This is a genomic window from Kitasatospora cinereorecta, from assembly GCF_024172095.1.
Taxonomy (GTDB): domain Bacteria; phylum Actinomycetota; class Actinomycetes; order Streptomycetales; family Streptomycetaceae; genus Kitasatospora; species Kitasatospora cinereorecta.
The window spans coordinates 1,023,596-1,038,468 of the sequence record NZ_JAMZDX010000004.1 but is presented as its reverse complement, the minus strand read 5'-3'; the positions used below and the strand labels follow the sequence as shown (position 1 = coordinate 1,038,468).

At 73.9% G+C, this 14,873-nt stretch carries 16 protein-coding genes; 8 read left to right on the top strand and 8 right to left on the bottom strand.

Features of this window, described 5'->3' with window-relative positions:
- The first annotated feature begins 177 nt into the window (after positions 1-177).
- Positions 178-573 carry an ATP-binding protein gene (locus FHR36_RS25120; protein ID WP_253800434.1) on the top strand — a complete coding sequence of 132 codons (396 nt, stop codon included), beginning with the start codon at positions 178-180 and terminating at the stop codon, positions 571-573.
- Positions 574-634: 61 nt separating this feature from the next.
- Here the strand turns inward: FHR36_RS25120 and FHR36_RS25115 are convergent, their stop codons facing one another.
- Positions 635-2,023, bottom strand: coding sequence for a serine hydrolase domain-containing protein (locus tag FHR36_RS25115; RefSeq protein WP_253800433.1), 1,389 nt, complete (start codon positions 2,021-2,023; stop codon positions 635-637).
- Positions 2,024-2,269: 246 nt separating this feature from the next.
- Between FHR36_RS25115 and FHR36_RS25110 the strand changes: the two genes are divergently transcribed.
- Positions 2,270-2,722, top strand: coding sequence for an iron chaperone (locus tag FHR36_RS25110; protein ID WP_253800432.1), 453 nt, complete (start codon positions 2,270-2,272; stop codon positions 2,720-2,722).
- A 17-nt stretch (positions 2,723-2,739) separates the two neighbouring features.
- Here the strand turns inward: FHR36_RS25110 and FHR36_RS25105 are convergent, their stop codons facing one another.
- A complete protein-coding gene (locus tag FHR36_RS25105) occupies positions 2,740-5,589 on the bottom strand; it encodes an ATP-binding protein (RefSeq protein ID WP_253800431.1) in 2,850 nt (949 codons plus the stop codon).
- A gap of 126 nt (positions 5,590-5,715) precedes the next feature.
- Here FHR36_RS25105 and FHR36_RS25100 point away from each other — a divergent pair, with 126 nt between their 5' ends.
- Together FHR36_RS25100 and FHR36_RS25095 are read left to right on the top strand one after the other, a co-directional pair.
- A complete protein-coding gene (locus tag FHR36_RS25100) occupies positions 5,716-6,177 on the top strand; it encodes a pyridoxamine 5'-phosphate oxidase family protein (RefSeq protein ID WP_253800430.1) in 462 nt (153 codons plus the stop codon).
- A gap of 118 nt (positions 6,178-6,295) precedes the next feature.
- A complete protein-coding gene (locus FHR36_RS25095) occupies positions 6,296-7,393 on the top strand; it encodes a hypothetical protein (protein WP_253800429.1) in 1,098 nt (365 codons plus the stop codon).
- Positions 7,394-7,600: 207 nt separating this feature from the next.
- Here FHR36_RS25095 and FHR36_RS25090 read toward each other — a convergent pair whose 3' ends face one another.
- The gene (locus FHR36_RS25090; protein ID WP_253800428.1) at positions 7,601-8,242 is read right to left on the bottom strand and encodes a TetR/AcrR family transcriptional regulator; all 642 of its coding nucleotides are present in this window, start codon (positions 8,240-8,242) and stop codon (positions 7,601-7,603) included.
- Positions 8,243-8,344: 102 nt separating this feature from the next.
- On the opposite strand from FHR36_RS25090, the gene FHR36_RS25085 reads away from it, so the two are divergent.
- Positions 8,345-8,929: a dihydrofolate reductase family protein gene (locus FHR36_RS25085; protein ID WP_253800427.1), complete on the top strand. Its 585-nt coding sequence runs from the start codon at positions 8,345-8,347 to the stop codon at positions 8,927-8,929.
- A 49-nt stretch (positions 8,930-8,978) separates the two neighbouring features.
- The gene (locus FHR36_RS25080; protein ID WP_253800736.1) at positions 8,979-9,404 is read left to right on the top strand and encodes a VOC family protein; all 426 of its coding nucleotides are present in this window, start codon (positions 8,979-8,981) and stop codon (positions 9,402-9,404) included.
- A gap of 52 nt (positions 9,405-9,456) precedes the next feature.
- On the opposite strand, the gene FHR36_RS25075 is transcribed toward FHR36_RS25080, so the two are convergent.
- Positions 9,457-9,894: a nucleoside deaminase gene (locus FHR36_RS25075; protein WP_253800426.1), complete on the bottom strand. Its 438-nt coding sequence runs from the start codon at positions 9,892-9,894 to the stop codon at positions 9,457-9,459.
- Positions 9,891-10,718 (bottom strand): TIGR03619 family F420-dependent LLM class oxidoreductase, encoded by an 828-nt coding sequence (locus tag FHR36_RS25070; RefSeq protein WP_253800425.1) that lies wholly within the window; start codon positions 10,716-10,718, stop codon positions 9,891-9,893. Before FHR36_RS25070 ends, FHR36_RS25075 begins: the two co-directional genes overlap by 4 nt.
- 93 nt (positions 10,719-10,811) lie before the next feature.
- On the opposite strand from FHR36_RS25070, the gene FHR36_RS25065 reads away from it, so the two are divergent.
- Complete coding sequence (locus tag FHR36_RS25065) at positions 10,812-11,258, top strand: Lrp/AsnC family transcriptional regulator (protein ID WP_253800424.1); 447 nt, start codon at positions 10,812-10,814, stop codon at positions 11,256-11,258.
- Between the two features lie 40 nt (positions 11,259-11,298).
- Here the strand turns inward: FHR36_RS25065 and FHR36_RS25060 are convergent, their stop codons facing one another.
- Together FHR36_RS25060 and FHR36_RS25055 are read right to left on the bottom strand one after the other, a co-directional pair.
- Positions 11,299-11,886, bottom strand: coding sequence for a histidine phosphatase family protein (locus tag FHR36_RS25060; RefSeq protein ID WP_253800423.1), 588 nt, complete (start codon positions 11,884-11,886; stop codon positions 11,299-11,301).
- A gap of 80 nt (positions 11,887-11,966) precedes the next feature.
- Entirely contained in the window at positions 11,967-12,836 is an 870-nt protein-coding gene (locus FHR36_RS25055; protein WP_253800422.1) for a dienelactone hydrolase family protein, read from the bottom strand.
- 100 nt (positions 12,837-12,936) lie between these two features.
- On the opposite strand from FHR36_RS25055, the gene FHR36_RS25050 reads away from it, so the two are divergent.
- Positions 12,937-13,986 carry a GlxA family transcriptional regulator gene (locus FHR36_RS25050; RefSeq protein WP_253800421.1) on the top strand — a complete coding sequence of 350 codons (1,050 nt, stop codon included), beginning with the start codon at positions 12,937-12,939 and terminating at the stop codon, positions 13,984-13,986.
- 5 nt (positions 13,987-13,991) lie between these two features.
- Here the strand turns inward: FHR36_RS25050 and FHR36_RS25045 are convergent, their stop codons facing one another.
- On the bottom strand, positions 13,992-14,849 hold the full coding sequence (locus tag FHR36_RS25045; protein WP_253800420.1) for an SDR family oxidoreductase: 858 nt from the start codon (positions 14,847-14,849) through the stop codon (positions 13,992-13,994).
- Positions 14,850-14,873 lie beyond the last annotated feature (24 nt).

Genomic DNA, 14,873 nt, shown 5'->3' with positions numbered 1-14,873 from the left:
CCGTCCTTCCTCTCCGGAGGCTGGTCGCCGCCGCGCCTACCCGACCCGGGGTGGTTCACGCCCGGCCATCCGCGGAAACGGGAGCGGGTCGGATTCGGGACGCGCGGCGGCGCGTGCCCGGCCGGATTGCGGGCAGACGCGTCCGCGGGAAGACCGATCGCAGGGGAGCCCGGTGCGGTGCGCCAGATCCCGATGCTCGCTCTCGACCTGGACGGCAAGGCCGGTTCGGTCCGGCTGGCACGCCAGGCGGTCCAGCAGTTCCTCGACCAGCTCGCCGCGGCGGCGGGACCGCGGTTCCGGGACACAACCCGGTTGGATGTGTCCGTCGTCGTCACCGAGCTGGTCTCCAACGCGTGCCTGCACGCCCCGGGGCCCTGCCGTCTGCTGGTCGCGGCGCGCCCCGGCGAGATCGAGGTGGCGGTCGAGGACACCGGCCACCGGCTGCTGGCGCCGTCCGTCCCTGCCGGCACCTGGGTCCGCGGCCTGCTGGTGGTGACCCGGCTCAGCCGCGGCGTCCATGTCGTCCCGATCCCCGGCGGCAAGGTCGTCGAGACGGTGGTGGTGGAGCGCTGACGACACCCGCGGTGGCGCGCGGCGGCCTCGGGCGGCCACGGCGAGGTGTGATCGGGCCGGGTCAGCCCGCCTGCCAGCCCCGCGGGTCGACCCCGCCCGGAACGACGTCGGCCGGGCCGTACGGCTCGCGGGTGAACACGAAGGAGCCGAGGTCCAGGTGGCCGACCGAGCCGTCCGCCGCCCGGACCACCCGCAGGGTCTCGCCCGCGTAGTAGTTGTCCAGCCCCGTCCAGGTGCCGTCCGCCTCCGCGCGGAAGCGGGAACTGCGGTTGCCGCCGGCGAGCAGCGAGAGCTCCAGCAGGCGGTCGGCCTTCAGCCGCAGTACGTGCGCCGAGGCGCCCCAGTACCAGAGGCCGGTCAGGGCCAGCAGGTCCTCGTCCACCTCGGGCAGCGGGCGCCACGGCTCCGGCAGCCGCGGCTCGTGCCGGGCGGTCAGTGCGATCAGGTCGGCGGCGAGCAGTGCGGCATTGGCACCGGTGGTGGCGTTGGACAGCGCGAGGGCCGCCAGGCCGTCCGCGTCGCTGACCCACAGGCCGGCCGTGAAGCCCGGCATCGAGCCCGTGTGCCCGTACAGCACGCGGCCCTCGTAGCGGCGCAGCTGCAGGCCGAGGCCGTAGGAGGAGGTCCAGTCCGGGTCGTCCGGGCCGACGGCCGGTCGGCGCATCTCCGCGAGGGTCGCCGCGCCGAGGACCTTGTCGTCGCCGTCCGCGAGGAAGGCGGCCCAGCGAGCCAGGTCGGTGGCGGTGGACCAGAGCTGGCCGGCCGGGCCCATCAGGGCGGTGTCGGTGAGCGGCTCGGGCAGCATCACGTCGGCCCACGGGTGGACGGCGAACCCGCCGGCGTGCGGGTGCTCGGGGAGCAGGGTGGTGCGGTCCATGCCGAGCGGCTCCAGCACCTCCCGGCGCAGCACCTCGCCCCACGGCTCGCCGCGCAGCCGCTCGACCAGGGCGCCCAGCAGGGCGTAGCCGGGGTTGGAGTAGTGGTGGCGACGCCCGGCCGGGTGCTTGAGGGCGGCGTCCGCCTCCAGCAGGTCGTCGAGGGCGGGCCGCAGTGCGCCATCGGTCCGCTCCCACCAGGGCGCGGGGGTCTCGGCGGCCAGGCCGGCGGAGTGCGCGAGCAGTTGGGCGACCGTGGCGTCGTCGGCGGGGGTGCCCGGCAGGTGGAGCCGCAGCGGGTCGGCCAGGTCGAGCAGGCCCTCGTCCCGCAGGCGCAGGACCAGCACCGCGACGAACGTCTTGGTGAGCGAGCCGATCCGGTACTGCACGTCCGGTGTGGGCGCATGCCCGTCGATCATGCTGCGGGCGCCGCTCCAGACCAGCCGGCCGTCCCGCACCACCGCGGCCACCAGCGACGGGGTCCGGCCCTCGGCCTGGGCCACCGCCGTCCGGTGGAGCAGCGCGCGGCGGGTGGCGGGGAGCAGCTCGTCGGGCGGGCTGGGCTGGTCGGTCATCTGTACCTCGGCGTCGGTGTCGATGGGGTGACGGACGGTCGCGTGCCAACGTAATCGCGCCGGAGCAGGGCGGTCCACTCGGTTCTGCCCACAAGCCGGCCCAGTGCCGGTGGTGCGGTCGGGGGTCCGCCGCGGATCCGAATCCGTGGTGGATCAGTGGTCGGCACGGAGGCGGCGGGGGTGGGGGACGGGAGAGGCTGTGAGCACAACGAACGCAGGCCTGAACCGGCAGAGTGGAGCAGGGACATGAGCAACGTCGACAGCAGCACCTACGCGGGGTTCACGGCCGAGGAGCGGGCCGCGATGAAGGACCACGCGCAGGACCTGCGGAAGGCGACGCGGCGGGGGACCGCCGCGGAGAAGGCGGCGTCGGCGGCGCAGGACGTGCTGGACAGGATCGCCGAGATGGGGGAGTCGGACCGGGTGATGGCGGAGCGCGTCCACGCCGTGGTCACGGCCAGTGCGCCGACGCTGGCGCCGAAGCTGTGGTACGGGATGCCCTCGTACGCGCTGGACGGCAAGGTGGTGTGCTTCTTCCAGAGCGCGGAGAAGTTCAAGTCGCGGTACGCGACGCTCGGGTTCAGCGACCTGGCGCAGCTGGACGAGGGCGCGATGTGGGCGGCCGGATTCGCGTTGACGGAGGTGACGCCGGAGGTGGAGGCGCGGATCGCGGAGTTGGTGAAGCGTGCGGTGAACTGACCTTCCCTTCGGTCGGGTTACGGCGTGAGACCGAGGTCGGCGAGTGCGGCACGGCCGGCGGTGGCGTGGTCGCCGCCGGCCAGGAGCCGGGTACGGGCCGCCTGGTAGGGGCAGCCGGCCGCGTCGAAGGCCGCTGCGGCGGCGAGTTGGCGCGGGACGTCGCCGTCGAGCAGGGCCTCGGCGCGGTCGACCTGGGCGGTGGCCACCGGGTTGCCGGTGACCAGGGTGCGGGTGGCGGTGATCCGCTCGCGGGCGTCCGGGTGGCTGGCGAGCACCGACGCCTCGGTGCGGAGCGCCGCGTACCAGTGCAGCCAGACCCAGCACACCCTCTTCCACATCTCCTCCGGCGCCGGTGCGATGCGGTCCAGCGCCGCGTCCGGATCGCCGTGGTGGAGCAGGACCATGGCGTCGAAGACGGCGCCATAGCCGTAGTGGTGCTCCGCAGCGGTGCCGGCCCGGTCGACGACCGTGAGCCAGGGGGTGCGGGCGTCGTGCTCGCCGCGCAGGCCGTGAACCATGGCAACCGAGGCGGCGGCCGGGCCGAGGGAGAGCGAGCGCGGGCGGCCGCCGCGCTCCCAGGCGTCGAGGAAGCCGGTGCTGCCGGCGAGCACCCGGTCGGCGCGGCCGGCGAGGGCGTCCGTGATGAGCAGCCAGGACGTGGCGTGGTGGACGGCATCGGCCAGCAGCGGGTGCTCGGCGAGCTGCCCGCCCCAGCGCAGGGCCTCCGGCAGGCGGCCCACGCCGAGGGCGGTGCCGGCGGCCATGGCCAGGGCGTCCGCCAGCTCGTGCGTACTGGCCGGGGTGGGCGGCAGCGGGGCGAGCAGATCGATCCGGCGGCGGGCGGCGGCCGCGGCGGCGAACGGGTCGCCCGCCCAGCTCTGCGCACCGGAGAGGGCGTCGAGCGCCGCGGACTCGGCGACCGGTCCGCCCGCCAGCCGGGCGAGCGCGACGGCGTGCTCGGCGCGTTCGACCGTCTGCTGTGCGGAGTTCTCGCTGCTGCCCTGGATCGCGCCGAACGCGTCCGCGAGCACGGCGGCCTCGGCCAGTCCGAGTGCCGCGTCGGCCGCCGGGCCGCCGCCGCGGGCGAGTTCGCGCGCCTCCGCGAGGAGGCCGGCGACCTCGTCCACGGCGGGCAACTCGGCGAACTCGCTGGAGAAGCGGTAGGCGACGGTCGCGGCGGCCGCCAGGTCGCGGCCGGCGTCGACGGTGTTCCCGGCCCGGCGGGCGGCGTCCGCGGCGGCACGGTGGAGGCGGTACGCGTCGTCGCCGAGCCGGCGGCAGCCGGCCACCGCGGCGGCCTGCCGGAGGTCGGCGGCCCCGGTGTCGGCCCCGATGGTGGTCGCTGCGTCGTGGCCGGCGAGCGCGGCGGCCTGCTCGTAGCGCTGCTGCGCCTCGCCGAGGAGCTTGCGGGCGAAGGCCAGTTCGGCGAGGGAGCGGGCGAGGCGGCGGGCGTCGGAGCGGAGTTCTGGCCGGTCGGCTGCCCAGGCGAGCGCGGTGCGGAGGTCGTCGGCGAGCGCGTCGAACCGGACGGGTCGGTCGGAGGTGTCGGTTATTTGGGCGCTGGGTCCGGTGAGGGCGTCGGCTGCGGTGAGGCACCAGCCCAGGTGGCGGGAGCGGGTGTCGGTCTGCTCACCGGCATCGGCGAGGCGTTCCGTCCCGTACTGCCGGATGGTCTCCAGCGCCCGGTAGCGGGTGCCGGTGGCGGACGGTGCGACGGCGAGGAGGCTCTGCTCGGCGAGCCGGCCGAGCCCGTCGGCGACGGCGGACGGCTCCAGCGGGGCGAACCCGGCGACCTCGGCCGCCGCCTCGGCGGTGAACGGCGCGGCGAACACCGACACCCGGCGGAGCAGCGCCCGGTCGTCGGGCTCCAGCAGGTCGTGACTCCAGTCGAGCACCGCGCGCACCGAGCGGTGCCGGTCGTCGGCGCGGGCCCCGCCGGTGAGGATCCGCAACTGGTCGGAGAGGCCGGCCGTGAGGCCGTCCAGCCCGAGCGTGGCCCACCGGGCCGCCGCCAGTTCGATCGCGAGAGCCATGCCGCCGAGCCCCTCGCAGAGAGCCACCACCCCGGCCGCCACGGACGGGCCGGGCGGCCAACCGACCGCTGCGGCCCGGTCCATGAACAGCGCCACGGCGTCCGACTCGTCGCCGCCGGACAGCGCGAGCGGCGGCACCGGGTGGACCCGCTCGAACGGCACCATCAGCCGCGCCCGACTCGTCGCGAGCACCCGTAGCCGCGGACAGGCGGTCAACAGCCGTTCCAGGAACGGTGCGACGGCGTCACGGATCTGCTCGCAGTTGTCCAGCACCAGCAGCGCCTCGCGGTCCGCCAGCGCCGCCGACACCGTCTCCTCGATGCCGCGACCGGGTTGCTCTCCCACACCCACCGCCGCCGCGACCACCGGCCACAGCCGCGCCGGATCGGCCACCGGGACCAGATCGACGAACCACACCCCGTCCGCGAAGCCGCCCGCCAGCTCCGCCGCCACCGCGAGGGCGAGCCGGGTCTTGCCCACGCCGCCGGGACCGACCGCCGTCACCTGCCGGTACGCCTGCACCGCCGCCGCCAACTCCGCGCGCTCCCGCACCCGGCCGACGAACGCCGTCAGCGGAGCCGGAAGGGGAGCCGGCCGGCCGGGCGCGGGGCGTGCCGGTGGATCGGCGGCGTTGTCGGTGGCGTTGTCGGTGGCGGTGGTCGACGCGATGGCCAGCCGCGACAGGGCCCGGCGGTCCGGCAGCTCCAACTTGCGCAGCATCGAGGACACGTGCGACTCGACCGTCCGCACCGAGATGAACAGCCGCGCGGCGATCTCCGCGTTGCTGAGGTGATCCCCGAGCAACGCGAGCACGTCGGCTTCCCGAGCCGACACCTCCGGAGTTGACACCCCCTCATTATCCGTGGGCCGTTCCGTGGTCGGCACGGAGGTGCGGACCTGCCCGGTCGGGAGACGCTGAGACCACAGCGACCACGACATCCGCCGAACCAGGAGTGAGCGATGACCACTGCGCCCCGCCCCCGCGAGCAGCGCCGCCGCGACACCGAGCACCGCCTCGCGCACGACACCGACGTCTGGGTGGCCAGCGCCTCACCGGACGGCGGGCCGTACCTGGTGCCGCTGTCCTTCGACTGGGACGGCGAGACGCTGCTGCTGGCCACCCCGGCCGGCAGCCCGACCGGCCGGAACCTGACCGCGACCCGCACCGTCCGGCTCGCCCTGGGCTGCACCCGGGACGTCGCGATGATCGAGGGCGAGGTGGAGGTCCTGGAGATCGACGCGCTGCCGGCGGAGCGCGGCGACCGGTTCGCTGCCCGCACCGGGTTCGACCCGCGGACCCTGGACGGCCCGTACCGGTGGTTCCGGATCACGCCGCGCCGCGTCCAGGCCTGGCGCGAGGAGAACGAGCTGCGCGACCGCGAGCTGATGCGGGACGGCCGCTGGCTGGTCAGCCCCGCCTGAGCAGGGCAGTTCCGGGCGGCGGCGGACCGGCCGCCGAACTCGTTCCGGTCCGCATTCCGCCATAGGGTTGCGACGCCAGGCTCTCGCATCGTCCGTCGTCCGTGGCTGGAAGAAAACCGTGACCATCACCGCCCGTCTCGTCACCACCGTCGCCGCGCCGCTGGATCCGGCGTCGGCAGACGCTCCGCGGGTGTTGTGCACGCCCGACCGCAGGCTCCTCGTGCAGCGCGGTGACACCGAAGTCGTGGCCCTCGACATGGACGCGTTCCCGGGTGGTCCGGCCCCGGAGGTCCGCTTCCCGGCGCCCTGGTCGCGCTGCTTCGGATCGGTGACGGTGTCCCCGGAGCGGGATGCCGCCGTGTTCGCCGGGGTGCACGCGGTGCGCTCGGTGGACGCCACGGGTACGACCCGTTGGGAAATGCGGCACGGCTGCTGGTACGGCGCCTGCACCGCGCTGCACTCGTCGTTCGACGAATACGCGCACGACGAGGACCACCGCTCCGCGGACAGCGGCTCGGTTGCGGTCAGCGCGGACGGCCGGCTTGTCTGGGCCCACGTCCGCGCTCCGTCGGGCGGCGACGGGGGCACGGACGACGGTCAGGAGCTGTGGGCAGTCCTGGACGCCGCGGACGGGAGGGTCCTCGGGCGTGTGGACACCATGACCGTCGCGTCCGACTCCGAGCACACTCCACACCCGGACCCTGCGCAGATGGGACTGAGCGTCGGCGAGGGCGAGGAGGGGTCGCCCGCGCTGTGGGCACGCTGGGACGGACAGCGACTGACCACCGCGCAGATCGGGACCGAGCTGGTCCTCCTCGCGGCGAGCCCGTCCGGCCGGTACCTCCTGGCCGTCGACATCGGGCAGTGGTCGCTCTCCCTCCACGACGTGGAGAACGGCTCGGTCCTGCGCGAACTGGACGCTCAGGGAAGCATGCCGGCACACCCGGGGAGCGGTGGCGAGGACAGGGTGTACTGGGACTTCGACGCGGCCTTCGTCGACGAGGACACCGTGGTCGCCGGGACCTCCGAGTGCGATGCCCGGTTCGGCACAGCCCGCCACTGGCTGGTCGACGTACGGGGGATGACCGTGCGTGGCGAGATCTCCTACCCGGTTCCCGTCGTCGGTCCGGCCCGCGCAGCGGGGCGTGGTGCGTGGTACACGATCTCCGAGGACGGGACGTCCGTACAGCTGTGGGAGCCGGCGAAGGAGAACTGACCGTGCCACCGCTATGGCGGGGGGACCGGTCCCGGCAGGGGCCGGGCGCGTCGTTCCCCGCTCGCAGCCCCGCGCTGGTCCGCGCTGGTCCGCGAGGGCAGGCTGGTCCGTCCGTCCGGCCGTCGTCCGCCGCGCCCCCCGGACGGCTGACGGTCCTGCTGGCCGGCTCCACCGGCCGGCTCCACCGGCCCGCGGACTGGCGGTGGGTCAGGGCCTGGCGGCGACGGGGTGGTCGCCGAGTGCGGCGGTGAGGGAGGCGAGGACGTGGTCCGCCTCCGGGGCGAGGGTCGCCTCGATCTCGTCGTCGGTGCGGCCGGCCAGGGTGAGTTCCTGGATACGGCGGAAGAGCAGGCGGTCGGCTGCCGCCATCAGGGCGGCGGCGGTCCGCGGTGCGCCCGCCGGGGCGGAGTCCGGGACGCCGTCGGCCAGGGCGGAGGCGAGCGCGTCCTCCCGCAGGTCGTGCAGCTCGCGCAGCCGGGCGCCGAGCGTGGGGCTGTCGGCGACCATCCGGGCGAACTGCGGGCCGGTGAAGCCGACGACGGGGCTGTGGTCCGCCAGGGCCGTGCGGATCGAGCGCTCCAGCGCGGTGAGCGGGCTCTCGCCGGGGGCGCGGCCGGTGACGGCGAGGGCCAGCCCGTCGGTGAACCGCTCGTGGTGGTCCAGGGCCAGGTCCTCCTTGCGCGGGAAGTAGTTGGTGACGGTCTTCTTGGCGACGCGGGCGGCGGTCGCGATCTCGGCGATGGTGGTCTGCTCGAAGCCCTGCTCCAGGAAGAGCCTGGTGGCGCAGTCGGAGATCAGCTGTCTGGTCTCCTGCTTCTTGGACTCGCGGAGTCCCGGCTCGGTGGTCATGGAGAAATCTTACCCCCGACGCAAAATTATCCTTGACCGAGTCGGGAGGTTCGGCCTAAAGTTACGTCCGTCGCAAAGTTAGTCCGAGCGAACGGATCAGGAATGCGCAAGCTCACCTACTTCATCGGCACCACCATCGACGGCTTCATCGCCGCCCCCGACGGCACGTTCGACCTTCTGATGACCTACGTCACCGATGACTTCCTCCCGCACCTGGTCGGCGAGTACCCGGAGACCCTGCCCGGCCCGGCCCGCGCCGCCCTCGGGTGTGCGGAGGCGCCGAACGTCCGCTTCGACACCGTCCTCATGGGGCGCGGCACCTATGGGCACGGTCTGGCCGTCGGCCTCACCAGCCCGTACGCCCACCTGCGGCAGATCGTCTTCTCCCGCTCCCTCGCCGACAGTCCGGACCCGGCGGTCGAGCTCATGGCCGACGATCCGCTCGCCGCGGTCCGCAAGCTGAAACAGGAGGACGGACTCGGCATCTGGCTGTGCGGCGGGGGCGACCTCGCCGGCCAGTTGCTGCCCGAGATCGACGAACTGGTCGTCAAGCAGTACCCGATCGTCGCGGGATCCGGCATCCCCCTGTTCGGGGCCGAGTTCGCCCCGCACGCCTTCCGGCTCACCGACAGTCGCGTGTTCGAGCGCGGGAACGTCATCCTCACCTACGCCAGGGCCACCGACTGATCGCCCGTCCCCACACCCCACGCCCCGCATTGATCGACCAGGAGTCGCCCTGAACGTCACCACCTCCACCCTCTCCCTGACCGTCGCCGACGTGGACGCGTCGCTCGACTTCTTCCGGACCCACCTCGGCTACCGGCTCGCCATGGCCGCCGACGGCTTCGCCTCCCTCACCCGCGACGACGCCGCGGCAGACATCGTGCTGCTGCGCCGAGGCATCGACATCCTGCCGCCCGAGCAGCGCGAGCAGCAGGCGGCCGGCCTGATCCTCGCGCTCACCGTCACCGGGATCGAGGCCGAGGAGCAGCGGCTGCGCGAGGCCGGCGCCCCGATCACCATGCCGCTGCGTGAAGAACCCTGGGGCGAGCGGCTGTTCCAGCTCACCGATCCCAACGGCGTCGTCGTCCAACTCGTCGAATGGGTTGCCGCCGTGGGCCGGGTGACGCAGCCCGAGGAGGTTCATGGGCCACAGCCTTGACCGCCGGCTCGCGGGAGCCATCGAGGGTGGACGATGTCGGGGGCGCCGCTCGTCAGTCGGCCCCGTAGTAGGCGTCGATGGGCGAGCGCGCCTCCTCGAACAGGGCCGGACCGTCCTGCGGCACCACCGGCCAGGCGCCGGACTCGGGGTTGAGTTCGACGAGCTGCTCGGTGGAGAGCGCGAACACGACCCGACCGAGGCCGGAGCGGACGATCCCGCCCGTGCACATGCCGCAGGGCTGGCAGCTGGTGTACATGGTGGTGCGCGCGGCCGCCTCGGGATCGAGTTCGCGGGCGGCCCAGCGGGCGAGCTTCAGTTCCGGATGGGCGCTGATGTCCATGTCGCGCCGCACCGTGTTGTGTGCCTCGGCGAGGACGGCGCCGTCCGGCCCGACCAGAAGCGAGCCGTACGGGGCGTCGCCCACGGTCACGGCGTGGGCGGCGAGGGCGATGGCGCGGCGCAGGAACCGCTCGTCGTCGGCGGTGATCACGATGCTGTCCTCCGGTACTGGGCGAGGGTGGTGAGGGCGTGCCAGGCCGGTTCCGGCCGGCGGGTCTCCTCAGGATCGCCGTGGTAGGGGTCGAGTACGACGGTGGCGGCGCCGAGTCGGCGCAATCGGTCGAGGTCGTCGAGGACCTGCTCGACGGTGCCGACGCCGAGCGGGCGCTCGGGACCGTCGACCGGCGCGGGGGTCAACCGCAGGGCGATCCGGGGTGCCAGCGCTGGTACGGGCTGGTCGGCCAGGGTGGTGCGGAGCTCGGCCAGGGTGGGCTTCAGCGGGTGCCAGGCGTCGCCGTACCTGACAGCCCGCCGGACGGCGGCCGCGCTGTTGCCGCCCACCCAGACCGGAACCGCCACGCTCGCGCCGGCGTTCCCGGCGTCCATGGCGCGCCAGGCATCCCGTACCGCGGCCAGGTGATCATCGGTCAGTCGGCCGCGCGCGGTGAACGGTACGTCCAGCGCGTCGAACTCCTGGCGCGCCCAGCCCACACCTACGCCGAGCACGAACCGGCCCCCGCTGAGCTGCTGGACGTTGGCGGCCATGCGCGCCACGAGCAGCGGATGCCGATACGGCAGGACGAGGACGGTCGTGCCAAGCCGCAGCCGGGTGGTGACGCCGGCCAGCCAGGACAGCGTGGTGAAGGGCTCGTAGAACGGTTCCGGGTACCGCTCGGCGACATCCGGGGTGACGGTCACGTGGTCGGACAGCATCAGAAGGTCGTAGCCGAGTTCGTTCACCAGCTGCGCCCACGCGTGCAGCATGCCGGGGTCGGTTCCGGGCCCGAAGTTCGGGACGTTCACGCCAAGATCCATGGTCCGAGGCTATGTCGGCGATCACCGGATGCGGAACAGACTTCTCCCGGCATCAGTGGCTGTTCTCCGTGGTTTTCCCGGTAGGGTCCGGATGTGGCCGTGAATCTTGACGACGTCGACTGGGCGATCATCGACATCCTCCAGCAGGAGGCTCGCATCTCGCTCAGCGAGCTGGGCCGGCGCGTGAAGCTGAGCGCCTCGGCCACCACCGAGCGGGTGCGGCAATTGGAGACGCTCGGCGTCATCACCGGGTACCAGGCGACGGTCGACCTGACCAAGGTCGGCTATCCGGTTCTCGCCGTGGTCCGGCTGAAGTACCCGGGCAACCGTCACCAACCGCTGCGCCGGATGCTCGCCGAGCGGCGGGAGATCCTGGAGTGCGTGCGTACCACCGGCGACGACTGCTACACCCTCAAGGTGGCCGCGACCTCGATGGCGCACCTGGAGTCCCTCATGGACGAACTGGCCGGCCTCGGTTCCACGACCACCAGCGTGGTCTACAGCCAGACCCTTCCCTACCGTGGACCGGCCCGCCCCTGACTCCGCCCGCGCTGCTGCGGGAGGTTGCTGCGCGAGGTCGCTACGGGAGGTTCCAGGCGGCGAGCTGCGGCCGGCCGTTCTCCGTGGCCAGCAGGCTGATGGTGCCCGGGTGCGGGTGACCGAGCAACCGGGCGGCGGAGGCGTCGAGGCCGAGCCAGCGAACGGTGAGCACCCGCGCCAGATGGCCGTGGGCGACGACGGCGACGTCGCCGTCCTCCAGCAGCGGACGGATGCGGGCGAGCGCCGCGTCCGTCCGGGCGGCGACCTGCCCGAGCTGCTCGCCCGGGTGGGCGGCGTCGCCGGGTACGACACCGTCCTCCCACAGGTCCCAGTCGGGTCGACCCTCCCGGATCTGTTCGGCGGTCAGGCCCTCGTAGCCGCCGTAGTCCCACTCGATCAGGTCCGGGTCCGGCTCGACGCCGGTCAGGCCTGCCAGTTCGGCCGTCCGCATCGCGCGGCCCAGCGGACTGCTGTACACGGCGACCGGGCGGCGTGCGGCCAGCCTCGGGGCGAGGGCCCGGGCGGTGGCCTCGCCCGCGGCGGTCAGCGGGACGTCGGTCCGGCCGGCGTGTTGGCCCGACAGGCTCCACTCGGTCTGGCCGTGCCGGATCAGTATCAGTTCACCCATGGTCGGGCAGGCTATCCGACGGTCCGTCACGTCCGCTCGGCCCCACCCGATCAGGCCAGTGGGCCGGTGGGCCGGTGGCGTCACGCCGACGGGTGGAGCCGCTCCGCGAGGAAGGCGAGGATCTCGTCGCGGGCCCGGACGGTGGGGTGGCCGTCCTGGTCGACCAGGTGGGCCGTGACCACGCTGTGGGCCCCGCCGACGACGTCGCGGAAGAACGGCGGTGGGTCGGTGTTCGCACACCCGGCGTCGAGGACGCGGCCGTCGAACGCCTCCCCGAGCAGCGCCCGGTACGCCGCGAAGCGCTGCCCGGTGCACCAGCGGTCGCCCGCGAAGCGGTAGGCGAGCACGGTCAGCCCGTCCCGGGCCACCCGGGCGGCGACGGCGGCGGCGTCCTCGGCGCCGAGTTCGAGTCCGCCGGGGTCGTCCAACGGCAGTGACGGGTGGTTGACCACCGGGGCGATGACGGCGGGTTCGAGCGCCATGGCCAGCGCGAAATTGCCGGTGAAGCAGAGACCGACCGCCCCCACCCCCGCTCCGCCGCATTCGGCGTGCGCCTGGCGGGCGAGACCGCGCAGCCAGCCGACGACCGGGCTGGTGCCGCCCCCGGCGAACGCCCGGAACTCGGCGCTGACGCACGCCCGCCGCACCACCGCTTCGCCCGCCTCCGCCAACGGGTGGGCGCCGTCCACGCCGAAGAGGGAGGGGAGGTGGACGGAGAAGCCGGCCTCGCGCATCCAGCGCGCGAACCGTGCCACGTCCGGGCTGATCCCCGGCATCTCGGGCATCAGGACGACGGCCGGTCCCGACCCGGTGACGTACACCGTCTTCCCGACACCGTCCACCTCGACGGTCCGGCGCTCGAAGTCGTCCAGCGGGTCGTCCAGCGGGTCGTCCAACGGGTGGTTCCGGTGGTCGTTCAGGTGGTCGTTCGGTCCTCGCGTGGTGGTCATGGCCCAGATGATGGCCGCCGCCGGCCGGCCCGGGACAGCGGCGGGATCGCCAATGACCCGGGTAATGTCGCCACCCGTCGAACGCCGACGGAGGTGTCGTATGAACAGTCCGCTGCGCATCGGTGTGCTGGCCTATCCGGGCTGCTTCGCCTCGGAGGTGTACGGCGTCCCCGACCTGCTGGTGATGGCGAGTCACGTCGCCGCCGCCCAGGGGGCGGTCGGGCCGGGCTACGAGGTGTCGGTCCTCTCGCCGCGGCGACGGGTCGTGGCGTCCGGCGGTGCGGTCCTGGACGTCGCGGCGGTGCGTCCGGTGGACGTCCTGATCGTGCCGGGCTTCGAACTGTCCCCGGCGCTCGACCTCGACGTGACACTCGGGCGTCTGCAGCCCGAGCTGGCGTGGATCCGGGCGCAGGCGGCCGACGGAACCCCGGTGGTGTCGATCTGCGTCGGCGCCTTCCTGCTCGCCGAGGCCGGACTGCTCGCCGGGCGCGGGGCGACGACCTCGTGGCTGTTCGCGGACCGGTTCGCCCGCCGCTACCCCGAGGTACAGCTGCGCCCCGAGAGCCTGGTGGTGACCGACCGGGGTGTGACGACCACAGCCGCGTTCAGCGCCATGTACGACTTCGCGCTGCGGTTCGTCCGCGAGTACGACGGGCCCGCCGTCGCGCGCGGCACCGCACGCATCGCGCTGCTCGACGACGCACGGTCCTCGCAGTCGCCGTACGTCGACGCGGCCCTGCTGCCGACGGCGGGTCGGGAGTTCTCGCGCGGCGTCAAACGGTGCCTCGACCGCCACCTCGCCGCGCGCTACGACCTGCGCGCCCTCGCCGCGGAGTTCCACGTCAGCACGCGGACCCTGCTCCGCCGCTTCGGCGAGGAGGCGGGCGAGACGCCCCTCGCCTACCTGCAGGCGGCCCGGGTGCGCCGGGCCCGGCATCTGCTGGAGACCACCGGGCGTACCGTCGCCGGCATCGCCGCAGAGGTCGGCTATCGGGACCCGGGGACGTTCGGCGGGATCTTTGCCCGGCACACGGGCCAGCGGCCCGGCGAGTACCGGGCGAGGTTCCGCCGGAGCGAGGACCGTGCCGCCGACGGCCCCGCCGCGGAGCACGGTGACACCGGACGCGGTGACCCCGTCGGGGAGTGCTGACCCCGTCAGGGCGTGGTGCCCCCGTCAGGAGTCGCGAACTCGGTGGCGTGCTCGGCCAGCCAGCTGGTGAACGGCCGGGCCGGGTGGCCGGTGAGCTCCTCGACCGCGCCGGTGAGCGGGACCGGCTTGCCGTCGGTGGACTGCCACCAGTCGAGCAGCGCGTTCGCGTACGCGGCGGGGATGTACTCGGCCACCTCCGCCTTCCACGCGTCGGGGGCGACCTGCTCGACCGTCACGGCGGATCCGGTGACCTCGGCGAGCCGGTCGAGCTGCTCGGTGAAGGTGAGCGACTCGGGTCCGGTCAGCGTGAAGTGTCCGCCGCGGTGGCGCGGGTCGAGGAGGACGGTGCGGGCCGCCTCGGCGATGTCCAGGTCGTGCACGGCGTCGCCGTGGGCGCCGGGGAACGGCAGGCGGACCGGCAGTCCCGCCCGGACGGACCATGCCCAGCCCCTGGCGTTGGAGGCGAAGGCGCCCGGACGCAGGACGGTCGTGGTGATCGGTGAGGCGAACAGCGCCTGCTCGACCTCGAAGTGCGACTTGGCGATCGGGTTGGACTCGGGGTCCGGGGCGAGCACCGAGGAGGACGACAGCAGCACGATGTGGTCGACGCCGGCCTCGTGGGCCCGGTCGATGAACTCGCCGATGTGGGCCGGTTCGGCGTAGAGGAAGACGCCGGTGACACCGGCGAGGGCGGGCGCGAAGCTCGCCGGGTCGGTGAGATCGAGGCGGACGGTCGGCACGCCGGCGGGCGGGGTGAGCTTCTCGGGCTGCGCCGAGGCGAGCCGGACGGGAAGTCCTTCGGCGTGGAGCAGGGCGGTGAGATGGGTGGCGACCGCGCCGCGGCCTCCGGTGATCAGGATCATGGTCGTTCCCCCGATGGGTGCAAT

Coding starts and splice junctions, on each gene's coding strand:
- FHR36_RS25115 (WP_253800433.1), bottom strand. CDS start 2,023: ATGACCGACCAGCCCAGCCCGCCCGACGAGCTGCTCCCCGCCACCCGC.
- FHR36_RS25110 (WP_253800432.1), top strand. CDS start 2,270: ATGAGCAACGTCGACAGCAGCACCTACGCGGGGTTCACGGCCGAGGAG.
- FHR36_RS25100 (WP_253800430.1), top strand. CDS start 5,716: ATGACCACTGCGCCCCGCCCCCGCGAGCAGCGCCGCCGCGACACCGAG.
- FHR36_RS25090 (WP_253800428.1), bottom strand. CDS start 8,242: ATGACCACCGAGCCGGGACTCCGCGAGTCCAAGAAGCAGGAGACCAGA.
- FHR36_RS25085 (WP_253800427.1), top strand. CDS start 8,345: ATGCGCAAGCTCACCTACTTCATCGGCACCACCATCGACGGCTTCATC.
- FHR36_RS25070 (WP_253800425.1), bottom strand. CDS start 10,718: ATGGATCTTGGCGTGAACGTCCCGAACTTCGGGCCCGGAACCGACCCC.
- FHR36_RS25060 (WP_253800423.1), bottom strand. CDS start 11,886: ATGGGTGAACTGATACTGATCCGGCACGGCCAGACCGAGTGGAGCCTG.
- FHR36_RS25055 (WP_253800422.1), bottom strand. CDS start 12,836: ATGACCACCACGCGAGGACCGAACGACCACCTGAACGACCACCGGAAC.
- FHR36_RS25050 (WP_253800421.1), top strand. CDS start 12,937: ATGAACAGTCCGCTGCGCATCGGTGTGCTGGCCTATCCGGGCTGCTTC.
- FHR36_RS25045 (WP_253800420.1), bottom strand. CDS start 14,849: ATGATCCTGATCACCGGAGGCCGCGGCGCGGTCGCCACCCATCTCACC.